Raw genomic sequence first — 23,112 nt, forward strand, 5'->3', positions numbered from 1 at the left:
GGGGTGGCCGATCCCATGGGGACGGCTACGGCCCGACCCCGTCGGGCGCGAGATACCTGCAGGGGGTATGCTGCGAGACATGCCGCCCCGCACCCTCACCCGCCTGCTGCTGCTCGCGGGCGTCCTGTTGGGGCTCACCACGATGCACACGCTCGGCCATCCGAGTGCCGCCGGCCACTCCCCGACCGCGACCGGCACGGCCCAGATGCACTCCTCGGCCGCGATGGCGCACACCCCCTCCCCGGCGGCCGCGCCGCACGCCCCCGACCGGGCCGTGGCGGCCCACACCCTCCCCCGGGCCCTGGCGGCCCACTCCCTCCGCGGGGCCGACCCGGCGCACGCCCACACCCCGACCGCTCCGGCGGACGGCGGCGACCACCCGCGGGCCGGCGGGGTCGGGAGCGGCGGGATGGATCCCATGGCGGTCTGCCTGGCCGTACTGACGGCCCTCACCGCGCTCTGGCTCGCCCGGGCCCTCGGCGACGTGCGCGCACAAGCCCGCCCCCGCGTCCACGGGGCGCCGGGTCGCACGGCGACGGGACGGTCCCCGCCCGACCGGCTGCGGTTGATGGTGATGCGCGTATAGGGCGGACCCGGTTCCAGACGGCGTCCTTCCCTTACCTCCGCACGCCCCTGCGCCCGGCGCAGCGGCTGCGCATGACCACACCCCGAGGTGCACAGCAATGCGCTCTCTCCACAGCCGTACCACCGACACCACCCACACCACCCACACCCCCAGCACTGCAAGCGCCGCAGACCTCACCCCCACCACCGGCGGCACCGACTCCCCCGACGCCGACCGGCGCCCCGGCACCGACCAGCGCCCCCACCCCGTCAGCCACACCCGCACCCGCACCCGCACCCGCCGTGCCGTGCTCGGCGGCAGCCTCGCCGTCGCCGCGGGCGGCCTGCTGGCCGCCTGCTCCGACGCGGGCTCCGGCGGCATGACCGGCATGGACCACGGCACGATGGACCCCGGCACGATGGACCACGACGGGGCGGGCCACGGCACCGGAACCGGCACCCCCACCGCTCCGGCCGGCTACGTACGCCCCGACGGCCCCGAGGTCGCCGCCGCCGAGGCCGCCCGCCCGGGCGGCGGTCGCGTCCGCGAGGTCCGGCTGACGGCCACCCCCACCCCGCTCGACCTCGGCGCCGGCACCACGGTCCGCTCTTGGGCGTACGGCGACCGGCTGCCCGGCCGCGAGGTCCGCGTCACCGCCGGGGACACCCTCGCGCTCACCCTCGCCAACCACCTCCCCCAGCCCACCTCCCTCCACTGGCACGGCCTCGCCCTGCGCAACGACATGGACGGGGTCCCGGGGCTGACCCAGGCGGACGTGCGGCCGGGGGCCGAGTTCACGTACCGCTTCAAGGTCCCGCACCCCGGGACGTACTGGTTCCACCCGCACTCCGGCGTCCAGCAGGACCGCGGGCTGTATGCGCCCCTGGTCGTGGAGGACCCGAAGGAGCCGCTCCGGTACGACAAGGAGTGGGTCGTCGTTCTGGACGACTGGCTGGACGGAGTGGCGGGCTCCACTCCCGACGCCGTCCTCGCCGAGCTCCGCAAGGGGATGTCCGGCGCCGCCCACTCCGGCCACTCCGCCCACTCCGGCCACGACATGAGCGCCATGGGCGACACGGGCACCACGGGCACCACTGGCACCACGAACGGCCCCAGCGGCACCAGCACCACGAAGGGCACGGCCACCCCCTCCCGCGTCCTCATGGGCGCCCGCAGCGACGCGCTCGGCGGCGACGCGGGCGACGTGGCCTACCCGCACTACCTGGTCAACGGCCGGGTCCCGGCCGACCCCGAGACCTTCCGGGCCCGTCCCGGCGACCGCATCCGGCTGCGCATCGTCAACGCGGGCGGCGACACCGCGTTCCGCCTCGCCCTCGGCGGCCACGAGCTGACGGTCACCCACACCGACGGCTTCCCGGTCCGGCCCGCCACCACCGACTCGCTGCTGATCGGCATGGGCGAGCGGTACGACGTCCTCGTCACCGCCCGCGACGGGGTCTTCCCCCTGACCGCCGTCGCCGAGGGGAAGGGCGGCGCCGCGCTCGCGGTGCTGCGCACGGGCGCCGGGGCGGCACCCGCCGCCGCGGTCCGCCCGGCCGAGCTCGGCCGGCGCCTGCTCACCGCGACCGCGCTGCGGGCCGCCCCCTCGGCAGCGCTGCCGGACCCGGGCCGCGCCCCGGACCGCACCCTCCGGATCCGCCTCACCGGCGGCATGGCGCGCTACGACTGGGCCTTCGACGGGGCCCCGTACCGCACGGACCGGCGCAGGCCGGTGCGGGCGGGCGAACGGGTCCGGCTGGTCCTCACCAACGGCACCGCCATGTGGCACCCGCTCCACCTGCACGGCCACACGTTCGCGCTCGCGGGCACGACCGGCGGGGGACCCGGCCCCCGCAAGGACACGGCGGTGGTCCTCCCGGGCCGGACCCTGACCGCCGACTTCGACGCCGACAACCCCGGTCTGTGGATGCTGCACTGCCACAACGTCTACCACTCCGAGGCGGGGATGATGACGGTCCTCGGCTACCAGAAGTAGGGCGCCGGCCGCCCCCGGGGGCGGGTGGACCCTCGCGTTCCACCCGCACCCCGGGACATCGCGTCAGAAAGACGATAAACTGCGGTCGTGCCTCAACTACGCCTCGCGCTGAATCAGATCGACTCGCACGTCGGCGACATCGCCGCCAACGCCGACTCGATCGTCCACTGGACCCGGCACTCCGCCGAGCAGGGCGCCCACCTGGTGGCGTTCCCCGAGATGGTGCTGACCGGCTATCCCGTCGAGGACCTCGCCCTGCGCGAGTCCTTCGTCGACGCCTCCCGGACCGCGCTCGTCGGACTCGCCGGACGGCTGGCGGCGGAGGGGCTCGGCGAGCTGCCCGTCGTCGTCGGCTACCTCGACCGCTCCGAGAAGGCGGCCCGCTACGGCCAGCCCGCCGGCGCCCCGCTCAACGCCGCCGCCGTGCTGCACCGCGGCGGGGTGGTGCTGCGGTTCGCCAAGCACCACCTGCCCAACTACGGCGTGTTCGACGAGTTCCGGTACTTCGTGCCCGGCGACACGCTGCCCGTGGTCCGCGTGCACGGTGTGGACGTGGCCCTCGCCATCTGCGAGGACCTCTGGCAGGACGGCGGGCGGGTGCCGGCCACCCGGTCGGCCGGGGCCGGGCTGCTGGTCTCGATCAACGCCTCCCCGTACGAGCGCAACAAGGACGACGTCCGCCTCGAACTGGTCCGCAAGCGGGCCCAGGAGGCCGGCTGCACCCTCGCCTACCTCGCCATGACCGGCGGCCAGGACGAGCTGGTCTTCGACGGCGACTCGATCGTCGTCGACCGGGACGGCGAGGTCGTGGTCCGGGCCCCGCAGTTCACCGAGGGCTGCGTGCTGGTGGACCTCGACCTGCCCGCCGCGGCGGCGCGGCCCGTCGAGGGCGTGGTGGACGACGGCCTGCGCATCGACCGCGCCGTGCTCTCGGAGGAGCCGGTGCCCGCGTACGAGCCCGAGGTCACGGGCGGGTACGCGGACCGCCTGGACGACGACGAGGAGGTCTACACGGCGCTGGTCGTGGGCCTGCGCGCGTACGTCAGGAAGAACGGTTTCCGCTCGGTCCTCGTCGGCCTGTCCGGCGGCATCGACTCGGCGCTGGTCGCGGCGATCGCCTGCGACGCGGTGGGCGCCCGGAACGTGTACGGCATCTCCATGCCGTCGAAGTACTCGTCGGACCACTCCCGGGGCGACGCGGCCGAACTGGCCCGCCGCACCGGGCTCGACCTGCGCACCGTGCCGATCGTGCCGATGTTCGACGCGTACATGGGCTCGCTGGGCCTGACGGGGCTGGCGGAGGAGAACCTCCAGTCCCGGCTGCGCGGCACCATGCTGATGGCGGTGTCCAACCAGGAGGGCCACCTCGTCCTCGCGCCCGGCAACAAGTCCGAGCTGGCGGTGGGCTATTCGACGCTGTACGGCGACTCGGTCGGCGCGTACGGGCCCATCAAGGACGTCTACAAGTCGGACGTCTTCCGGCTCGCGAAGTGGCGCAACAAGGCCGCCGAGGAGCGCGGGCAGGTCCCGCCGATCCCCGAGAACTCCCTCTCGAAGCCGCCGAGCGCCGAACTGCGCCCGGGCCAGGTCGACACCGACTCGCTGCCGGACTACGACGTGCTCGACGCCGTGCTCGCGCGGTACGTCGACCGCGACCAGGGCCTGGAGCAGATCGTGGCGGCGGGCTTCGAGCGGGAGCTGGTGGCCCGCACCCTGCGGATGGTGGACACGGCGGAGTACAAGCGCCGCCAGTACCCGCCGGGCACCAAGATCTCCGCGAAGGGCTTCGGCAAGGACCGGCGCCTGCCGATCACGAACGGCTGGCGCGAGCGCGCGTAGCCCGCACCACCGGCAGGGGCGCGGCGGGACGACAGCCCGTACGCCCCGCGCCACCGGCACGGGTGGGGCGGGGCGGGGCGGCCCGTACGCGCGGCCCGAGGGGCCGCCGGGACGCGCATCCGTACGGGCGCCCCGCGCCCGCACCCGTACGGGCTACGCGTGCGGCACGGTCACCCGGGCCGCGACCGGCAGGTGGTCGCTGCCCGTGGCGGGCAGCGTCCAGGACGCCTCCGGCTTGACGCCGCGCACCATGATCTGGTCGATCCGGGCCAGGGGGAACCCGGCGGGCCAGCTGAAGCCGAAGCCGTCGCCCGCCGCGCCCTGCGTGGAGCGCATCTGGGAGGTCACGGGCGACAGGGCGCGGTCGTTCATCGTGCCGTTGAGGTCGCCGAGCAGGATGACCTTCTTGATGGGTTCGGCGGCCAGCGCGCGGCCGAGCGCGTCGGCGCTGTCGTCGCGCTGGTTGGCGGTGAAGCCGGCGTTCAGCTTGACCCGCACCGAGGGCAGGTGGGCGACGTACACGGCGACCGGGCCGTGGTCGGTGTCGACGGTGGCGCGCATGGCCCGGGTCCAGCCCAGCCTTATGTCGACCGGCGCCGGGTCGCTGAGCGGGTACTTGCTCCACACCCCGACCGTGCCCTCGACCTGGTGGTACTTGTACGTCTTCGCCAGCACGCCCTCGTAGACGGGCACCGCGCTGGCCTTGAGCTCGGTGAGGGCGAGGACGTCGGCGCCGGAGTCGGCGATCTTCTCGGCGGTGCCGTGCTGGTCGGGGTTGTCGGCGTCGACGTTGTGGGTGGCGACGGTGAGGTTGCCGCCGCCGCCGGACTTGTCGGTCACCAGGCCGCCGAAGAAGTTGAGCCAGACCGCCGCGGCCAGGGCCGTCGCCAGCAGCGCCGTGGCGGAGGTGCGCCAGACCGCGAGCGCCGCCAGTACGGGGACGAGCAGGCCGAGCCAGGGCAGGAACGTCTCGATCAGGCTGCCGGTGTTGCCGACGGAGTTGGGCAGCTCCGCGTGGAAGACCATGACCAGTGTGAGGAGCAGGGCGACGCCGGCGGTGACGAGGCCGCGGCGCCAGATGCCCGGGTCGCGGCGCAGTTCGTGGAGGCGGCGCCGGAGTCGGGATCCGGTGCCCTCGGGCTCCGAGCCGCCGCTTCCCCTGTACGCCTGTGCCATGCCACGTCCTCACTGCCTTGCTCGCGCACCGAACCGCCTCTTGACCCTAGGCGATGATCGGCTGCTTCCGTGCCGTCCGGGACGGCCGTACGGCCACAAGGACGGCCCGGAACGAGCAGAGCGTTCCGCTTGTAACGAAACGCGCATATTCCCGCCGCCCGTACGGGCGGCCGAACGCCGGCGTGACCCGGGCCGCGCTCGCGCCCACTTCCGGCTTCGGCCGCACGGATGCCACCATGGGGGGTGAGTCCGGGGACACCGTGAGGGTGCCTCGAGATGACACAAGGAGCAGTTGCAATGACGCACGCCGTTTCACCTGCCCGCGAGACCTCCCTGTACGGAGGCAAGGGCACCCGGCGCATCACCGTCCGCGACCTCACCGCCGCCAAGGACCGCGGCGAGAAGTGGCCCATGCTCACCGCCTACGACGCGATGACCGCCTCCGTCTTCGACGAGTCCGGCATCCCCGTCATCCTGGTCGGCGACTCCATGGGCAACTGTCACCTCGGCTACGACACGACCGTGCCGGTGACGATGGACGAGATGACCCTGCTGTCCGCGGCCGTCGTCCGGGGCACCAAGCGCGCCCTCGTCGTCGGCGACCTGCCGTTCGGTTCCTACCAGGAAGGCGCCGTGCAGGCGCTGCGCAGCGCGACCCGCCTCGTGAAGGAGGCCGGCGTGCACGCGGTGAAGCTGGAGGGCGGCGAGCGCTCCCTGCCCCAGACCGAGCTCATCGTGCAGTCCGGCATCCCGGTCATGTCCCACCTGGGCCTGACCCCGCAGTCCGTCAACGCCATGGGCTACCGGGTGCAGGGCCGCAGCGACGAGGCCGCGCACCAGCTGCTCCGGGACGCGAAGGCCGCCCAGGACGCGGGCGCCTTCGCGGTGGTGCTGGAACTGGTCCCGGCGGAGTTGGCGGCCGAGGTCACCCGCTCGCTGCACATCCCGACCGTGGGCATCGGCGCGGGCGGCGCCTGCGACGCGCAGGTGCTGGTCTGGACGGACATGATGGGGCTGACCGGCGGGAAGCTGCCGCGCTTCGTCAAGCAGTACGCGAACCTGCGCCAGACCATGGGCGACGCGGCGAAGGCCTTCGCCGAGGACGTGGTGGGCGGCGCGTTCCCGCAGGAGGAGCACGCCTTCCACTGATCCGCGACCGTCGACCGGCGGCCCGTCGACCCCGTGTCGGCGGGCCGCCGGCGTCTTGTCGGCGTCCTGTCGGCGGCCTGTCGGTGGCCCGCGGGGAGCCCGCCGAGCCCGTCGGACGGTGTCGGGAGGCTGTCGGAGCGCTGTCGGTGGCTGCTGGTCCCATAGGGGCATGACGCGAATCGACAAGAATCCCGGTAGCGGCGCCCACGCCGTGGAGGTGCGCGGGCTGGTCAAGCACTTCGGCGAGACCAAGGCCCTGGACGGGGTCGACCTGGACGTGCGCGAGGGCACCGTGCTCGGCGTGCTCGGCCCGAACGGCGCGGGCAAGACCACCCTGGTGCGCTGCCTGTCCACCCTGCTCGTCCCGGACGCCGGCACCGCCCGCGTGGCCGGCTACGACGTGGTCCGCCAGCCCCGGCAGCTGCGCCGCACGATCGGCCTGACCGGCCAGTACGCCTCGGTCGACGAGAAGCTCTCCGGCTGGGAGAACCTCTACATGATCGGCCGGCTGCTCGACCTCTCCCGCAAGGACGCCCGCACCCGGGCGGACGAGATGCTGGAGCGGTTCTCCCTCACCGACGCCGCCAAGCGGGTCGCCGGCACGTACTCCGGCGGCATGCGCCGCCGCCTCGACCTGGCCGCCTCCATGATCGGCCGCCCCTCGGTGCTCTACCTGGACGAGCCCACCACCGGCCTCGACCCGCGCACCCGCAACGAGGTGTGGGACGAGGTGCAGCGGATGGTCGCCGAGGGCGCCACCGTGCTGCTCACCACCCAGTACATGGAGGAGGCCGAGCAGCTCGCGAACGAGCTGACGGTCATCGACCGCGGCAAGGTCATCGCCAAGGGCGGTATCGACGAGCTGAAGGCCCGGGTCGGCGGCCGCACCCTGAAGATCCGCCCGGCCGACCCGGCGGACCTGCCGGCCATGGCCCGGGCGCTGTCCGAGACCGGCCTGGACGGCATCGCCGGCTCGCAGGCCGTGCCCGACGAGGGCGTCCTGCTGGTGCCGATCCTCAGCGACGAACAGCTGACCGCCGTGGTCGGGCTGCTGGCGGCCCGCGGGTACGCGATCGCGGACCTCGGCACGTACCTGCCGAGCCTGGACGAGGTGTTCCTCGCCATCACCGGCCACAAGTCCTCGGCCGCCGACCTGCCCCAGGACTCCGTACCCGCCACCGAGACGAACCAGGAGGTCGCGGCATGAGCACGACGACCACTGCGCACAGCGCGCCGGCCCGCGACGCGGCCCCCGGCTCCCCGGCCCCCAAGGCGCCGGTCCCCTCCGAGGGGCGCATCGGCCTGCGGGGCAACCTGCGCCACATCGGCGCCCTGGCCCGCCGCAACGCCCTGGCGATCAAGGCGGACCCGGAGTCGATGTTCGACGCCGTGCTGATGCCGATCATCTTCATCCTGCTGTTCGTGTACGTCTTCGGCGGCGCGATCGCGGGCAAGGGCAACAACGGCGACTACGTCCAGTACCTCGTGCCCGGCATGATGGCGATGATGGGCATGAACATCGCCATGGCGGTGGGTACGGGCGTCAACGACGACTTCAAGAAGGGCGTGATGGACCGCTTCCGGTCCATGCCGATCGCCCGCTCCTCGGTGCTCATCGCGAAGATCGTGGTCGAGGTCGGCCGCATGCTGGTGGCCACCGGCATCCTGCTCGGGATGGGCTTCCTGCTGGGCCTGACCATCAAGACCTCGGTGCTGCACCTGTTCGCCGCCATCGGCCTGTCGATGGTCTTCGGCGCCTCGCTCATGTGGATCTTCATCCTGCTGGGTCTGACCATGAAGACGGCGCAGGCCGTCCAGGGGGTCGCGATGCTCGTCCTGATGCCGCTCCAGTTCGGCAGCTCCATCTTCGCCCCGCCGACCACGATGCCGGGCTGGCTGCAGTCCTTCACGGACTACAACCCGCTGTCCAACCTGGCCGACGCGGCCCGGGTCCTCATCAACGGGCACGGCCCGCTGGCCCACTCGGTGTGGATGACGCTGGCCTGGTCCGTGGCCATCACAGCCGTCACGGCGCCGCTCGCGGTGGCGAAGTTCCGCAAGAAGACCTGATCCGGTGCCGGACCCCTGCCACGACGTGGCGGGGGGACGGACCGGCCCCGGCGGGGGAGGGCCTGGTCCGGCATCCGGATCGCGTCCCGAAGGCCGGATCAGAAGAGGGCGGTGGCCTCCTCCAGGGTGAGGCCGCCGCCTTCGTCGTACGCCGCCTCGTACGCGGCGTCGCCGAGCGCGGCCCGGGCGGCCGCCGTGGCCGCGTCCCGGCCCTCGCGCTCCAGCCCCGCCGCGAAGTGCCCGGGCGGCAGCAGCGCGGCGTAGGCGCCGAGCAGCCGGGCGGCCCGGCCCGCGTTCTCCTGGCCGCCCATGCGGGCGAGGGCGCCGGCGGCGGTCATCAGGTGCACGGCCGCCATCTGCGGTATCACCATCCGGGCCAGCGGGTCCGCGGACAGGACCAGGGCCCGGTGGGTCAGCTCCAGGCAGGAGTCGTAGCGGCCGTCGAGCGTGTCGAGCCAGCCCAGCAGACCCAGCACCATGCCCTCGAAGACGGCGTAGGCGCCGTAGGCGAACTCGTGGCGCAGCGCGTCGAGTTCCGCCCGCGCCTCGGCCCGGCGGCCGGTGCGGCCCAGTCGTATCGCGTAGTACATCCGGGCGGCCGGCATCGCCTCGTTGCCGGCGTGCTGGCCCTTGGCGACGATCTCGCGGAGGATCCCCTCGGCCTCCTCACCCTCGGGCCCGTCGGGGCTCTCGCACAGGACTCCGGCCAGCCGCACCCGCAGCAGGGTGACCTGCTCCTCGGCGCCGAGCCGGCGGGCGTGGTCGATCGCCGCCCGGAAGTCCCCGGCGGCCTCGGTGAACTCCCCGCACCGCTCGCGGGCCTCGCCCCGGGCGGACAGGGCCTCGGCCGCGCCCCAGTCGTCGCCGAGGCGGGTGTAGATCGCCAGGCTCTCGTCGGCGTCCCGGGTGGCGTTCCCGGCCCAGTCGGTGCGGTTGGCCAGCACGTTGGCGCGTAGCTGGAGGGCCGAGGCCAGCTCCCAGGGGAGGCCGAGGCGGCGGCAGGTGGCGACCGTCTCGTCGATCGCCTCGCGCAGCCGCACGGGGTCCCCGGAGAGCATCACCCCGTAGATCCACAGGGAGCCCGGGCCGCGGCAGGCCTGCGGCAGGCCCGCGTGGTAGGCGGTGACCACGGCCTCGACGAGGTCGCGGGCCGCCACGGTCTGCCAGTGCTCGTACGTCTGGTCGCGGGTCGCCATCTGGATCAGCCGGACCCCGCGCCGGGCCTCGGTGAGCAACTCGCCCGCCAGGGGCGGCTCGACGTCCGTGACCCGTTCGTGCACCGGGGGCGCCGGACGGACGGGGGCCGTGAACACGTCGGGGCCGAGGGCGATCGCGGCCTCGGCCCAGTGGCGGGCCTCGGTGCGCAGGTCGCGCATGTGCCAGTACCAGTGCAGGGCGTGGATGAGGACGAGCATCTCGTGCTCGTCCCGGGCGGCGGCCGCCCGGCGCAGGGCGGTGCGCAGGTTCTCGTACTCGGTGCCCAGCCGCTCCAGCGCGGCCCGCTGGCCGGCGCCGCGGAGCAGCGGGTCGGTGGCGCGGGCGAGTTCGCGGTAGTGGACGAGGTGGCGTCGCTCGGCGGCGGCGCGGTCCCCGGCGACCTCGCCGAGGCGCTCGGCGGCGTACTCGGCGACGGTCTCCAGCAGCCGGTAGCGCATCTCGCCGGGGCCCCCGACGGAGGCGACGACGAGGGACTTGTCGACGAGGGAACCCAGGACGTCGGGGACGTCGAGGGGGTCGACGGGGTCGACGGCGGTGGCCGACGGCGGCCCCGCGGCGGCCGGGGCGGCCGCCGCGTGGTCGGCGCAGACGGCCTCGGCCGCTGCGAGGTCGCATCCGCCCGCGAACACCGACAGCCGGCGCAGCACCGCGCGCTCGGGCCCGTCCAGCAGTTCCCAGGACCAGTCCACCACCGCGCGCAGCGTCTGCTGGCGGGGCAGCACGGTCCGGGCGCCACTGGTGAGCAGCCGGAACCGGTCGTCGAGCCGGTCCGCGATCTGGCGGGGGGTCAGCAGCCGCAGCCGGGCGGCAGCCAGCTCGATGGCGAGCGGCAGGCCGTCGAGCCGGCGGCAGATCTCGGCGGCCGCGTCGGGGTCCTCGGCCAGCGCGAATCCGGGACGCGCGGCGGCACCGCGGTCGGCGAACAGCCGCAGCGCCATGGGGTCGGGCAGCGGTTCGACGGGGCGCAGCAACTCGCCGGGGACGCCGAGGGGCTCGCGGCTGGTGGCGAGGATCTGCAGGCCGGGGCAGCGCGCGAGGAGTTCCTCGGCGAGCCGGGCGGCCGCGCCGATGACGTGCTCGCAGTTGTCGAGGAGGAGCAGCATCCGGCGGCGGCCGCAGTGCTCGACGAGGCGGAGGACGGGATCGTCGCCCGTCCGGTCCGTCATGGCGCGCAGTTCCTCGGCGGCGGCGCCGCGGAGCTTGGTCTCGCGGGCGCCGAGGGCGGAGACCACGGCCTCGGGGACGTCGTCGGGGTCGTCGACGGGGGCCAGTTCGGCGAGCCAGACCCCGTCGGGCCAGCGGTCGCCGATGCCGGAGGTCTCGGCGGCCTCCTGCGACAGCCGGGTCTTGCCGGCCCCGCCGGGACCGAGCAGGGTCACGAGCCGGGCCCCGGCGAGGTCCTCGCCGATGACCCGGATGTCGTCGCCGCGCCCCACGAACGTCGTCAGCCGGGCCCGCAGGTTCCCGACCACCCGGATCCGCCCCGGGCCGCCGTCGGCCCCGGGCCCGGCCGGGGCCCGGCCCCACGTCTCCGTACCGGCCCCCGCAGGCCCGTCGGCCGCGAACGCGTGGGTCCCGAAGCCACCGGGAGGCTGGACGTAGGCACCGGGGCCACCGTCGGTACGGGGACGCGCCGCGGACCCGGCGGATGCGGGGGCGGGAGGTACGGGGGCGGGTACGGGGGCGGGGGCGGCGGGTACGGGGGCGGGAGGTACGGGGGCGGCCGTGGGCGCGGGCCCGTCGGCGCCGCGGCCGGGCGGGCCGGCCGGACCGCCTCCGCCCGCCCACAGCGACGGACCGCCGGCGGCCCAGCCGATCCGGGAGGCGGCGGCCGGTCCGTCCTCGACGGGGGCGGAACCCGTGCGGTCGCGGTCGTTCCCGTCGTCCCGGCGGGTGTGGCCGGCCGGGGCCGTTCCGTCGTACCGGGGGGCGGCCGAGCCGGGGCGGGGAGCGGCGGCGGGCGGGGCAGGGTTCAGGAGCTCTGCGTGCAGGGCGCGCAGGGCGGGGCCCGGGTCGGCGCCGAGGCGGTCGGAGAGGTCGAGGCGTACGGACTCGTACGCGGCCAGCGCCTCGGCCTGCCGCCCCGCGTCCCGCAGCGCACGGATGCGCAGGGCCTGCAGGGGCTCGTCCAGCGGGTGGTCGGCGCACAGGGCGGCCAGGTCGGGGAGCGACTGCACGGCCCGGCCCAGCGCGAGGGCCGCCGCGAAGCCGCCGCGCCGGGCGTCGAGGCGCAGCGCCTCCCAGCGGGCCGCCTGCGCCGAGCGGTCGGGCAGGTCCGCCAGGGCCGGGCCGCGCCAGAGCGCGAGGGCCTCGTCGTACAGGTCGGCGGCGCGGGCCGGGGTGCCGGCCGTGGCGGCCTCCCCGACCAGGCGCTCGAAGCGGTAGAGGTCCACGTCCTCGCGGTCGGCCGCCAGCCGGTAGCCGCCGGCGGCGGACTCGACCGCTGCGTGGCCCAGGGCCCGGCGCAGCCGTCCGACCAGGGCCTGGAGGGCGCCGGGGGCGTCGGCGGGCGGGTCGCCGTCCCACACCTCGTCGATCAGCGTCGCCGCCGCGACCGGGCGGCCGGCGCGGAGCGCGAGGGCCGATAGGAGCGCGCGCAGGCGTGCGCCGCCCACGGCGACGGCCGTGCCGTCTTTGCGGAGTACCTGTGTGGTGCCGAGAATCCCGTAGCGCACCCGCCCATTCTCACTGTTCGCGCGCCCCGAGTCAGACGGATATCCACCCGGCCCCTCGCGGCCCCGGGCCGAGCCACCCCGTTCCCCGACGACCCGGCCCTCCGACGCGCGGGAGCCGCCGGCCCGTCGGTGCGTCAGCTGCCCTGCGGGGACGCTCCCCTACCCTCCCTTCCCCCTTCCCCCTTCCCCCTTCCCCGGGATCCCGCCCCGGATCCCGCGCCTCAAACACCGGCGGGGCCGGAGATGCGCCAGGTACGGTCGGGCTGGGGTGCCGACGGGGTGCCCGGACTCGACACGGGAGCAGCATGGCCACGCCGATCCGCCGCAGTGACCGGTCCGAGCGACGGGTCAGCCCCGTCTTCCTCGGGATCGTCGCCGTCATGGCCGTCACGGGGTGGGCGGTGTGGACGGAGTTCGCGGCCAGCACGGCCTTCGCCGTGTTCCTCTTCGTCACCTCCGCCTGGGTGGTGTCGCTGTGCCTCCACGAGTACGCGCACGCCCGCACCGCCCTGCACGGCGGCGACATCACCGTCGGCGCCAAGGGCTACCTCACGCTCAACCCGCTCAAGTACACGCACGCCCTGCTCAGCATCGTGCTGCCGGTCATCTTCGTGATCATGGGCGGCATCGGTCTGCCCGGCGGGGCGGTGTTCATCGAGCGGGGCCGGATCCACGGCCGCTGGAAGCACAGCCTGATCTCGGCGGCCGGCCCGCTGGCGAACGTCCTGTTCGCGGTCGCGTGCACGGCGCCGTTCTGGCTGGACGCCCTCGACGGGGTGCCGCGCGCCTTCCGGTACGCGCTCGGCTTCCTGGCGCTCCTCCAGGTCACCGCGGCGATCCTGAACTTCCTGCCGGTCCCGGGCCTGGACGGCTACGGGGTCGTCGAGCCCTGGCTGTCGTACGGGGTGCGGCGGCAGATCGAGCCGTTCGCGCCGTACGGGCTCTTCGCGGTGTTCGTGTTCCTGTGGATCCCCGAGGTGAACGGCGTCTTCTTCGACTTCGTCCACGAGATCCTGCGCACCCTCGGGGTGACCGACGTGGACTCGTACTGCGGCCGGGACCTCTACCGCTTCTGGCAGGAGCGGAACCTGTACTGCGAGCTCGGCCGGTAGTCCGACGGCCGACCCGCCGGCCGCGCCCGGCGGAGGCTCGGGCCCGCGGCGGCAGCTCGGGCGTTCGACGGCGGCTCGAGCGTTCGACGGCGGCTCAGCCGCGCGGCGCGCCCGCCGCCTTCGCCAGCTTGGCCTTGCGGATGTAGAACCAGGCGATGTTCGAGGACACGCCCACGAGCAGGACCCAGATGATCCCGAGGAAGCTCCCGTTCACGAAGGCGACGACGGCCGCGGCCACGGACAGGGCGCAGACGATCAGGGCGAACACGGCGAGGCGGGGCATGGGGGTGGCTCCTGGACTGCGACGGCGGATGTGCGCGGGTGGTGCTGGGCGTCCAGTGTCCCCCACGCCCCGCAGTGGTCGCGTAAAGACCGCCGCGGCGCGCTTCCGCGAGGACCGCCGCGGAGCCCGTACGGCGGTCGGCGGCGGTCGACGGCGGTCTCCGGACGGGCGGCGGCGGTCTCCGGACGGGCGGCGGCTCAGACGTCCGTGACCCGCAGGCCAGCGTGCGCCTTGTAGCGGCGGTTGACCGAGATCAGGTTGGCGACCAGCGACTCGACCTGGTGGGCGTTGCGCAGCCGGCCGGCGAAGACGCCGCGCATGCCGGGGATCCGGGCGGCCAGCGCCTGGACGAGGTCGGTGTCCGCGCGCGACTCGCCGAGCACCATCACGTCGGTGTCGATCTCCTCGATCGACTCGTCCTGGAGCAGGACGGCCGACAGGTGGTGGAACGCGGCCGTGACCCGCGAGTCCGGCAGCAGGGCGGCGGCCTGCTGGGCGGCGCTGCCCTCCTCGGGCTTGAGGGCGTACGCGCCCTGCTTGTCGAAGCCGAGCGGGTTCACGCAGTCGATCACGAGCTTGCCCGCGAGGTCCTCGCGGAGCGCCTCGAGGGTCTTGGCGTGCCCGTCCCAGGGCACGGCGATGATCACGACGTCGCTGCGCCGCGCGCACTCGGCGTTGTCCGCGCCCTCGACACCCAGGCCCAGGTCGGCCGCGGCGGCCTCGGCGCGCTCGGCGGCACGGGAGCCGATGATCACCTTCTGGCCGGCCCGCGCGAGCCGGTAGGCCAGGCCGCGCCCCTGGTCGCCGGTGCCGCCCAGGACGCCGACGACGAGACCCGACACGTCGGGGAGGTCCCAGGGGTCCTTGGCGGGGGCCTTCGCGGGCTTGGCGGACGGCTGCTCCGCGGGCTGAACGCTTTCGGTGGAAGTCATGGCCCCGACATTACCGATGCTGCCGAACGGGTGAGCGCGCGACAACCGCTCCCGTCCACCCGGCCGGTGCGGCAGGATGCCCGTCCATGGACGCCGTACGAGTCGCGCTGCTGCGCGATGTCCTCGCCGGAACCGAATGGCCGGGGGCCGCGCGCCGGTTCGCCGTGGCCCTTCGCACCGCGGTGGTGCCGGCCGGCGGCGGACTGCTGCTGGTGGGCACCGAGCAGTACGAGCCGTGGCACCTGGCCGCGCACCTGGTGGACGAGGCGGCCTGGTCGGGACTGCCGGAGCTGGCGCCGACCCTCGTGCGGCACCACGTGCTGCCGGACGAACCGCCGCACCTGTCGGTGGGCCTGGGCCGGCTGGCGGCGGCCGGGCGCGGTGAGACGCTGCTGGTGGTGGCGCCGGAGGAACCGGGGGCCGGGCTGCTGGAGCGGGTGCACGACGCGCGCCGGGCCGGGGCGACCGTACTGTCCCTGGACGGCGGTGACGCGGAGCTGGGTGCGCTCGCGCACGACGCGCTGTCCGTGCCGGAGCGGGCGGGACTCGACCTGGACACGGTGCAGCACCTGGTCAGCGCCGCGGCCGGGGAGAACAGCCTGCCGGTGCAGCGCACGCCCCGGCGGTTCCGGGACCGGCTGTCCCGGCTGGCCGACCAGCTGACCGCTCCGCCGCCCAGCCGCTGGTGACGCCGGGTCCGCCGCCGGCCCGCGGGCCTCAGGTGGCCGTGCCCGTCCCCTCGCCCTCCCCCTCGCCCGCCGCGTCCCCCGGGCGGTCGTTCCACTTCGGGTCGGTCTGCCACTCCAGGTTCCGCTCCTGGGCGGTCTCCATGGCACGGGCGGCCTCCTCGGGCGTGGTGTACGGCCCGAACCGGTCCTTCGCGGGGCAGTCCGGCCCCTCCTCGACCTTCTTGTGGACGAGGCAGTAGTACCACTCGCCCGGCTTGCCCACCTGGCGCTTCTTGAACAGGGCCATCCCCGGCTCCTCTCGCTGCACTGCGGGACCGCCCGCGTCGCGGCTGCCCCCGTCGGCCTCTCTGCCGCCATGCTGCCCGATCCCGGGTCGATACACTCGCTTGCATGTCTGGCCAGTCGCTGCTCGTCCCAGGGGAGATCTCCCCCATCCGTTCCGTTCCCGGCAAGATCAGGCGCCCGGAGTACGTCGGCAAGCCCGCGCCCACCCCGTACAAGGGCCCCGAGGTGCAGTCGGCCGAAACGATCGAGCTGATGCGCACCGCGGGCCGCATCGCCGCCCGGGCCATGGCCGAGGCCGCGAAGCTGATCAAGCCCGGCGTCACCACCGACGAGCTCGACGCGGTGGCGCACGAGTACATGTGCGACCACGGCGCCTACCCCTCCACCCTCGGCTACCGGGGCTTCCCCAAGTCCCTGTGCACCTCCGTCAACGAGGTCATCTGCCACGGCATCCCGGACACCACCGTGCTCCGGGACGGCGACATCGTGAACCTCGACGTGACGGCGTACATCGGCGGCGTGCACGGCGACAACAACGCCACCTACCTGTGCGGCGAGGTGGACGAGGAGTCGCGGCTGCTGGTCGAGCGCACGCAGGAATCGCTGAACCGGGCCATCAAGGCGGTCCGGCCGGGGCGCCAGATCAACATCATCGGCCGGGTCATCGAGTCCTACGCCAAGCGCTTCGGCTACGGCGTGGTCCGCGACTTCACGGGCCACGGGATCAACTCGTCGTTCCACTCGGGCCTGATCATCCCGCACTACGACAGCCCGCACGCGACCACCGTCATGGAGCCGGGCATGACCTTCACGATCGAGCCGATGCTGACGCTGGGCACCCACGAGTACGACATGTGGGAGGACGGCTGGACCGTGGTCACGAAGGACCGCAAGCGGACGGCCCAGTTCGAGCACACGCTGGTGGTCACCGCCACCGGTGCGGACATCCTCACCCTGCCGTAGCGTTTTTACCGACAGCATGTCGGGAAAGGTCCGGCTGGGGGCCGCCCGCCCCCGGCCGGCGCCCCGCCCGGCCGTCGCGCTCGGCATTCCCGGAGGTCCGCCATGGACGCCTTCTCCACCGTCATCCGCGTCGCCTCCCACCAGCAGCACACGGAGGCGGAGGGCTCGCCGTTCATGGCGCACCTGCTCGGCGGCCGGCTGGGGGTGGAGGCGTACGCGCGCTACACCGAGCAGCTCTGGTTCGTGTACCGGGCGCTGGAGGACGCGGCCGCGGGGCTGCGCGGCGACCCGGTGGCGGGCCCCTTCATACGCCCCGAGCTGATGCGGGTCGCGGAGCTGGAGCGGGATCTGGCCCACCTGCGCGGACCGGGGTGGCGGGAGAGGTTGGAGCCGCTGCCCGCGACCGCCGCGTACGCCGACCGGGTGGCCGAGTGCGGGCGGAGCTGGCCGGGCGGGTACGTCGCCCACCACTACGCCCGCTACCTGGGCGACCTCTCCGGCGGCCAGATCATCCGCGACAAGGCGGAGCGCACGTGGGGGTTCGCCCGGAAGGGCGACGGGGTGCGCTTCTACGTGTTCGAGGCGATAACCAACCCGGCGGAGTTCAAGCGGTCGTACCGCGGCCTGCTGGACTCGATCGCGGTGGACGACCTGGAGAAGCAGCGCATCGTCGACGAGTGCCGCCGGGCCTTCGACCACAACGGGGCGGTGTTCCGGGAGCTGGACGGCCAGTTCCCGCTCAGCGCGTAGCGCCGCCCCGCCCCTCCCCTCCCCCGTTCCTCTCCCTCTCCTCCCCTTTCCTCTGGTCGGCGTCGGGCGTCCAGCACGTCCAGCTAGTCGGCGTACGGGTCGCCGTACGGCCGCCACTGCGCGTCCCCGTACGAGCCCGCGGGCGCGAAGCGCACCCGTCCGCCGAGCTCCACGACGCCGCCCGGGCCGGGGGCGGTCAGGATCTGGGAGCCCGCACCCTGGGTGATGTTCAGCGCGCGGCCGAGCTCCGCGGTCAGGGCGACGGCGGCGGCGCCGGTGGCCTCGTCCTCGTCCAGGCCCGGGCGCCGCGGGAAGCCGCGGGCGCGCACGCGCCCGGCGGCCTCGTCCTCCCAGGCCCAGGCGTAGAGCCAGCCCTCGCCGGGCGGCGGGGCGGGCAGCTCGTCGACCTGGGCCGGGTCGGCGTACTGCACCAGGCGGCGGCCGCCGGCCCACTCGGCGCGGGCGGTGATCCAGCTGAATTCGCCGTCGTTGCGGGCCCAGACCTCACCGGCCGGGACCACCAGCTCCTCGACGTCGAGCAGCCAGGCGGTGCCGACCAGCGGGTGTCCGGCAAAGGCCATGCGCTGCCCGGGCGGCGTCCAGATGTCGACGACCCCGCGCTCGGGGTCGTCGACGAAGACCGTCTCGCTGAAGCCGAGGCGGGTCGCCAGCTCCGCGCGGGAGGCGTCATCGGGGCAGGTACGGCCGTTGCGCACCACACCGAGCGGGTTGCCGTGGCTGCCGTCGGCCGCGCAGAAGACCTTGAGCACGTCGAGATCGTTCACGCGCGCATTGAAGCACGCCCCCCTTGCCGCCGGATCGCTTGACCTCCCCTTGACCTTCCCATGGGGAGGTGCTGAAGATGCCGTGACGGCGCCGTGTCCGAGGCGCCCAGGTGTTAGCTGAATCACTGGACGAGTGGGTATCGGTCAGGTAAGCCTCGGTTAAGTTAGGTCCGCCTCACCGGCCGCCTCCCCCGAGGCGGTCCTGTATACGCCAGCCCTGGAGCTCGAATGCGATCCGTCCGCTTCTCCGTCGTCACCGCAGCCGCGGCCGCGGCCGCCCTGACCGCCGTCACCGGCTGCGCCGAGAAGAGCGACGCCAAGGGCGGGGACGCCGTCGCGATCAAGGCGACCGACAGCGCCTGCGAGGTCTCCGCGAAGGAGTTCCCGGCCGGCAAGGTCGTCTTCGACGTGGAGAACAAGGGCTCCAAGGTCACCGAGGTCTACGTCCTCTTCCCGGACGACCGCATCGTCACCGAGCGCGAGAACATCGGCCCCGGCACCAAGGCCACCATCACCGCCGAGATCAAGGCCGGCGACTACACGGTCGCCTGCAAGCCCGGCATGAAGGGCGACGGCATCCGCACCGCCGTCAAGGCCACCGGCAAGGGCGCCGCCTCCGCCAAGCGCAGCCCCGAGCTGGACGAGGCCGTGGCCCAGTACCGCAAGTGGGTGCAGGAGCAGGCCGACGAGACGCTGCCGAAGGCCAAGGCCTTCGCCGACGCCGTCAAGGCCGGCGACCTCGAGGGCGCCAAGAAGCTGTACGCCGAGTCCCGCATCGGCTGGGAGCGCACCGAGCCCGTGGCCGAGTCCTTCGGCGACATCGACCCGAAGGTCGACGTCCGCGAGGACGGCCTGGAGGACGGCCAGGACCCGGCCAAGGACTGGACCGGCTGGCACAAGCTGGAGAAGGCCCTGTGGGCCGACAAGAAGATCGGCGACAACGAGAAGAAGCTCGCCGACCAGCTGATGACCGACCTGACCGACTGGCAGAAGCGCGTCGGCAAGGCCGAGATCACCCCGACCTCGATGGCCAACGGCGCCAAGGAGCTCCTCGACGAGGTGGCCTCCGGCAAGGTCACCGGCGAGGAGGAGCGCTACAGCCACACCGACCTGGTCGACTTCAAGGCCAACGTCGAGGGTGCGCAGAAGGCGTACGAGCTGCTCAAGCCCGTCGCGGCGAAGAACGACCCGAAGCTGGCCGCCGAGCTCGACAAGCAGTTCGCCGCGATGGCCGCGCTGCTCGACAAGTACCGCGCCGACAAGACCACCTACGTCTTCGAGTCGTACGACAAGGTCGGCAAGGACCAGCGCAAGGAGCTCTCCGACGCGGTGAGCGCCCTCGGTGAGCCGCTGTCCCACCTCGCCGCCGCCGTCGCCAAGTAGTCGAGTCCGCCGCACCACCGCCCAGGGGGGGTGCCACCGATGTCCGGGAAGCCTGAGATGCCTGCTGAGAACGCCGCGGCCGACGCCGTCGAGCCCACCGAGTCCGCCGAAGGGACCGTCGCCGAGACCTCGGGCGGCAAGCCGTCCCGCCGGTCCGTCCTGGGCTGGGGCGGCGCGGGCCTCGCGCTCGGCGCCGCGGCCGCCGGCGGCACCGCGGCCGCCCTGAGCGGCTCCGGCGACCCGGTCCCGGCCGCGCTCACCGGCGCGGCGGTGCCGTTCCACGGCCCGCACCAGGCCGGCATCGCCTCGGCGGTGCAGGACCGGCTGCACTTCGCCGCGTTCGACGTGAAGACCACCGACCGCGCCGAGCTCGTCGAGATGCTCAAGGAGTGGACGCGGGCCGCGGAGCGCATGACCGCCGGCCTGCCGGTCGGCGAGGGCGCGGTCGGCGGCCTCCCGGAGGCCCCGCCGGACGACACCGGCGAGGCCCTGGGCCTCAAGCCCTCCCGCCTGACGGTGACCATCGGCTTCGGCGCCTCGCTGTTCGCCAAGGGCCGCTTCGGCCTGGAGGGCAAGCGCCCCGAGGCCCTCGTCGACCTGCCGCAGTTCCCCGGCGACAACCTCGACCCGGCCAAGTCCGGCGGCGACATCTGCATCCAGGCCTGCGCCGACGACCCGCAGGTCGCGGTGCACGCCATCCGCCAGTTCGCCCGCATCGGCTTCGGCAAGGTCGCGGTGCGCTGGTCGCAGCTGGGCTTCGGCAAGACCTCCTCGACCACCCCGGACGAGCAGACCCCGCGCAACATGATGGGCTTCAAGGACGGCACCCGGAACATCTCCGGCACCGACGCCGAGGCCCTCGACAAGCACGTGTGGGTCGGCGCCAAGGACGCGCAGGGCGCCTCGTCCTGGATGGCCGGCGGCTCGTACCTGGTGGCCCGCCGGATTCGGATGAACATCGAGATCTGGGACCGCACGGGCCTCCAGGAGCAGGAGGACATCTTCGGCCGGGACAAGGCCGAGGGCGCTCCCGTGGGCAAGTCCAAGGAGCGCGACGAGCCGTTCCTGAAGGCGATGAAGCCGGACTCCCACGTCCGCCTCGCCCACCCGGACAGCAACAACGGCGCGCGCATCCTGCGCCGCGGCTACTCGTTCACCGACGGCACCGACGGTCTGGGCCGCCTCGACGCGGGCCTGTTCTTCATCGCGTACCAGCGGGACGTCCGCAAGGGATTCATCCCGGTGCAGCGCAGCCTGGCGCGCCACGACGCCCTGAACGAGTACATCCAGCACGTGAGTTCGGCGCTCTTCGCCGTGCCCCCCGGCGTCCGCGACAAGGACGACTGGTGGGGCCGGGCACTGTTCGCCTGACGGGGAGGAAACCGGCGTGTTCAGCAACTACCTGATCGGCCTGCGTGAGGGGCTGGAGGCCAGCCTGGTCGTCTGCATCCTCATCGCGTACCTGGTCAAGACGGACAACAAGGCGAAGCTCCCGGCCATCTGGAGCGGCGTCGGCATCGCCGTGGCCATCAGCCTCGCGTTCGGCGCGGGCCTGGAGTTCGGCAGCTCCGAGCTCACCTTCAAGGCCCAGGAGGCCCTCGGCGGTTCGCTGTCGATCCTCTCCGTCGGCCTGGTGACGTGGATGGTCTTCTGGATGAAGCGCACCGCGCGGCACCTGAAGGCCGAGCTGCACGGCAAGCTCGACGCCGCGCTCGCCATGGGCACCGGCGCGCTGGTGGGCACCGCCCTGCTGGCCGTGGGCCGCGAGGGCCTGGAGACCTCCCTGTTCGTCTGGGGCTCGGTACGGGCCGCCGGCGACGGCGGGGGCCCGCTGGCGGGCGCCCTGCTGGGCATCGCCACGTCGGTCTTCCTGGGCTGGGCGTTCTACCGCGGCGCGCTGAAGATCAACCTGGCCCGGTTCTTCAAGTGGACCGGCGGCATGCTGGTCGTCGTGGCCGCGGGCGTGCTCGCGTACGGCGTCCACGACCTCCAGGAGGCCGACTTCCTGAGCGGTCTGGGCGACAAGGCCTTCGACATCAGCTCCGCGATCCCGCCGGACAGCTGGTACGGGACGCTGCTGAAGGGCACGTTCAACTTCCAGCCCGACCCGACGGTCCTGCAGGTCACGGTGTGGGCTCTGTATCTGATCCCCACGCTGGCGCTGTTCTTCGCCCCGGTAGGGTTCGGACGGTCGTCGGGGGCTAAGGAGCAGAAGGTTGGCGATGAGCGGGCTGAGCAGGCTGAGCGGGTTGGCCCGGCCGACCGTACTGACGGCCGTGCTGACCGCGACGGCGCTGGCGGCGACCGGGTGCGTGACGGTGCACGGGGAGTCGGCGGTCGTCCCGTCGGCGACCAGGGCTGAGGCCGCGCAGGCGCTCAAGGACTTCCTGGCGACCTACAACCGGGCCGAGAAGGCGTACGACGAGCAGGTGCTCGACGCGGTGGTGACGGGCCAGTACGGCGACGGCAAGAAGGCCTCGCTGCGCGCCAACCGGTCGATCAGGCCGGGCGGCAACACGAAGTTCAAGCCGCTGGAGCTCACCGACGCCACCTTCATGATCCCGAAGAGGGCGGGCTGGCCGCGGTTCTTCGTGGCAAACACGGACAGCAACCGCGACGCGGGCACCAGCCGCGCGGCCAACCGCGTCGTGCTGCTCTTCACGAAGTTCGGCGCCGCGCTGCCGTGGAAGGTGGCGCACGTGGCGGTGCTGACCCCCGACGAGGTGCCGGTCTTCAAGACGGACAAGGACGGCTGGGCCGAGGCGCTCGACCCGGCCGCCAAGGACCTCGCGATACCCCCGGCCGAGCTGAGCAAGCGGTACGCGGCCTACCTGACGAACGGACAGCCCAACGGCTTCGCCCCGGGCAGCCAGACCACCGGTCGGCGCGCCGTCCGGGCCCGCTACGCGGAGCGGCCGGGCAAGTCCACGCAGTGGATCGACCAGGCGCTCGACGCGGGCACGTACACCCCGATGGGGCTGCGCACCCAGAACGGCGGGGGCTTCGTGTTCTTCTCCTGCCGGCACTACGAGCAGGTCAAGATCGACAAGTCCGTCAAGGGCGCGAAGCTGCCGCTGAGCGCGTCCGTACGGGCCCTGATGACGGGCACCCCGAACGACACGCTGGTGCGGGAGTTCGAGTCCGCCCAGACCGTGACGGTGCCGCCCGCCGACGCGACCAACCCCCGGGCGCTGTTCCTGAGCCGGACGCAGGCGCTGGTCTCGGCCAAGGGGTCGTAGACC

20 protein-coding genes are annotated in these 23,112 nt (G+C 73.8%); 14 read left to right on the top strand and 6 right to left on the bottom strand.

The features are described 5' to 3' along the window. Window positions 1-79 precede the first annotated feature (79 nt). The 3 genes from IF43_RS0109440 (at window position 80) to IF43_RS0109450 (ending at window position 4,400) form a co-directional block, all read left to right on the top strand. Window positions 80-586, top strand: a complete 507-nt coding sequence (locus IF43_RS0109440; protein ID WP_051795001.1) for a hypothetical protein — start codon at window positions 80-82, stop codon at window positions 584-586. Window positions 587-683: 97 nt separating this feature from the next. Further along, window positions 684-2,561, top strand: a complete 1,878-nt coding sequence (locus tag IF43_RS0109445) for a multicopper oxidase family protein (RefSeq protein WP_078910024.1) — start codon at window positions 684-686, stop codon at window positions 2,559-2,561. Between the two features lie 87 nt (window positions 2,562-2,648). Then, complete coding sequence (locus tag IF43_RS0109450; protein ID WP_030196716.1) at window positions 2,649-4,400, top strand: NAD+ synthase; 1,752 nt, start codon at window positions 2,649-2,651, stop codon at window positions 4,398-4,400. Between the two features lie 153 nt (window positions 4,401-4,553). Here the strand turns inward: IF43_RS0109450 and IF43_RS0109455 are convergent, their stop codons facing one another. Then, entirely contained in the window at window positions 4,554-5,576 is a 1,023-nt protein-coding gene (locus IF43_RS0109455; RefSeq protein WP_030196719.1) for an endonuclease/exonuclease/phosphatase family protein, read from the bottom strand. 297 nt (window positions 5,577-5,873) lie between these two features. Between IF43_RS0109455 and panB the strand changes: the two genes are divergently transcribed. The 3 genes from panB (at window position 5,874) to IF43_RS0109470 (ending at window position 8,795) form a co-directional block, all read left to right on the top strand. Then, window positions 5,874-6,725: a 3-methyl-2-oxobutanoate hydroxymethyltransferase gene (panB, locus tag IF43_RS0109460; RefSeq protein ID WP_030196722.1), complete on the top strand. Its 852-nt coding sequence runs from the start codon at window positions 5,874-5,876 to the stop codon at window positions 6,723-6,725. Between the two features lie 169 nt (window positions 6,726-6,894). Next, window positions 6,895-7,932: an ATP-binding cassette domain-containing protein gene (locus IF43_RS0109465; RefSeq protein ID WP_030196724.1), complete on the top strand. Its 1,038-nt coding sequence runs from the start codon at window positions 6,895-6,897 to the stop codon at window positions 7,930-7,932. Further along, window positions 7,929-8,795, top strand: a complete 867-nt coding sequence (locus tag IF43_RS0109470) for an ABC transporter permease (protein ID WP_030196727.1) — start codon at window positions 7,929-7,931, stop codon at window positions 8,793-8,795. The genes IF43_RS0109465 and IF43_RS0109470 overlap by 4 nt, the downstream gene beginning before the upstream one ends. A 98-nt stretch (window positions 8,796-8,893) precedes the next feature. Here IF43_RS0109470 and IF43_RS0109475 read toward each other — a convergent pair whose 3' ends face one another. Beyond that, window positions 8,894-12,688 (bottom strand): BTAD domain-containing putative transcriptional regulator, encoded by a 3,795-nt coding sequence (locus IF43_RS0109475; protein WP_030196729.1) that lies wholly within the window; start codon window positions 12,686-12,688, stop codon window positions 8,894-8,896. Between the two features lie 305 nt (window positions 12,689-12,993). Here IF43_RS0109475 and IF43_RS0109480 point away from each other — a divergent pair, with 305 nt between their 5' ends. Continuing rightward, complete coding sequence (locus tag IF43_RS0109480) at window positions 12,994-13,800, top strand: site-2 protease family protein (RefSeq protein ID WP_030196732.1); 807 nt, start codon at window positions 12,994-12,996, stop codon at window positions 13,798-13,800. 94 nt (window positions 13,801-13,894) lie between these two features. Here the strand turns inward: IF43_RS0109480 and IF43_RS0109485 are convergent, their stop codons facing one another. Continuing rightward, the gene (locus IF43_RS0109485; protein ID WP_030196735.1) at window positions 13,895-14,083 is read right to left on the bottom strand and encodes a hypothetical protein; all 189 of its coding nucleotides are present in this window, start codon (window positions 14,081-14,083) and stop codon (window positions 13,895-13,897) included. A 197-nt stretch (window positions 14,084-14,280) separates the two neighbouring features. Further along, window positions 14,281-15,015: an NADPH-dependent F420 reductase gene (gene npdG / locus IF43_RS0109490; RefSeq protein WP_030196736.1), complete on the bottom strand. Its 735-nt coding sequence runs from the start codon at window positions 15,013-15,015 to the stop codon at window positions 14,281-14,283. 86 nt (window positions 15,016-15,101) lie between these two features. Between npdG and IF43_RS0109495 the strand changes: the two genes are divergently transcribed. Continuing rightward, window positions 15,102-15,704 (top strand): hypothetical protein, encoded by a 603-nt coding sequence (locus IF43_RS0109495; protein ID WP_030196737.1) that lies wholly within the window; start codon window positions 15,102-15,104, stop codon window positions 15,702-15,704. 28 nt (window positions 15,705-15,732) lie between these two features. On the opposite strand, the gene IF43_RS0109500 is transcribed toward IF43_RS0109495, so the two are convergent. Further along, entirely contained in the window at window positions 15,733-15,990 is a 258-nt protein-coding gene (locus IF43_RS0109500; protein WP_030196738.1) for a hypothetical protein, read from the bottom strand. Between the two features lie 104 nt (window positions 15,991-16,094). Between IF43_RS0109500 and map the strand changes: the two genes are divergently transcribed. Beyond that, on the top strand, window positions 16,095-16,952 hold the full coding sequence (gene map / locus IF43_RS0109505) for a type I methionyl aminopeptidase (RefSeq protein WP_030196739.1): 858 nt from the start codon (window positions 16,095-16,097) through the stop codon (window positions 16,950-16,952). A 102-nt stretch (window positions 16,953-17,054) separates the two neighbouring features. Continuing rightward, a complete protein-coding gene (locus IF43_RS0109510) occupies window positions 17,055-17,702 on the top strand; it encodes a heme oxygenase (biliverdin-producing) (protein ID WP_030196740.1) in 648 nt (215 codons plus the stop codon). Between the two features lie 83 nt (window positions 17,703-17,785). Here the strand turns inward: IF43_RS0109510 and IF43_RS0109515 are convergent, their stop codons facing one another. Continuing rightward, complete coding sequence (locus IF43_RS0109515; RefSeq protein ID WP_051795003.1) at window positions 17,786-18,487, bottom strand: PhzF family phenazine biosynthesis protein; 702 nt, start codon at window positions 18,485-18,487, stop codon at window positions 17,786-17,788. A 228-nt stretch (window positions 18,488-18,715) separates the two neighbouring features. Between IF43_RS0109515 and efeO the strand changes: the two genes are divergently transcribed. Genes efeO through IF43_RS0109535 form a run of 4 tightly spaced genes read left to right on the top strand, consistent with a single transcriptional unit; the run spans window position 18,716 to window position 23,109 of the window. Next, window positions 18,716-19,870, top strand: coding sequence for an iron uptake system protein EfeO (gene efeO / locus IF43_RS0109520; RefSeq protein WP_030196748.1), 1,155 nt, complete (start codon window positions 18,716-18,718; stop codon window positions 19,868-19,870). 57 nt (window positions 19,871-19,927) lie between these two features. Next, on the top strand, window positions 19,928-21,241 hold the full coding sequence (efeB, locus tag IF43_RS0109525; RefSeq protein ID WP_030196751.1) for an iron uptake transporter deferrochelatase/peroxidase subunit: 1,314 nt from the start codon (window positions 19,928-19,930) through the stop codon (window positions 21,239-21,241). Between the two features lie 16 nt (window positions 21,242-21,257). Then, window positions 21,258-22,232, top strand: a complete 975-nt coding sequence (efeU, locus tag IF43_RS39220) for an iron uptake transporter permease EfeU (RefSeq protein ID WP_030196754.1) — start codon at window positions 21,258-21,260, stop codon at window positions 22,230-22,232. Then, window positions 22,189-23,109, top strand: coding sequence for a hypothetical protein (locus IF43_RS0109535; protein ID WP_234332050.1), 921 nt, complete (start codon window positions 22,189-22,191; stop codon window positions 23,107-23,109). Before efeU ends, IF43_RS0109535 begins: the two co-directional genes overlap by 44 nt. Window positions 23,110-23,112: the final 3 nt, after the last annotated feature.

This window comes from Streptomyces sp. NRRL S-87 (assembly GCF_000719335.1).
Taxonomy (GTDB): domain Bacteria; phylum Actinomycetota; class Actinomycetes; order Streptomycetales; family Streptomycetaceae; genus Streptomyces.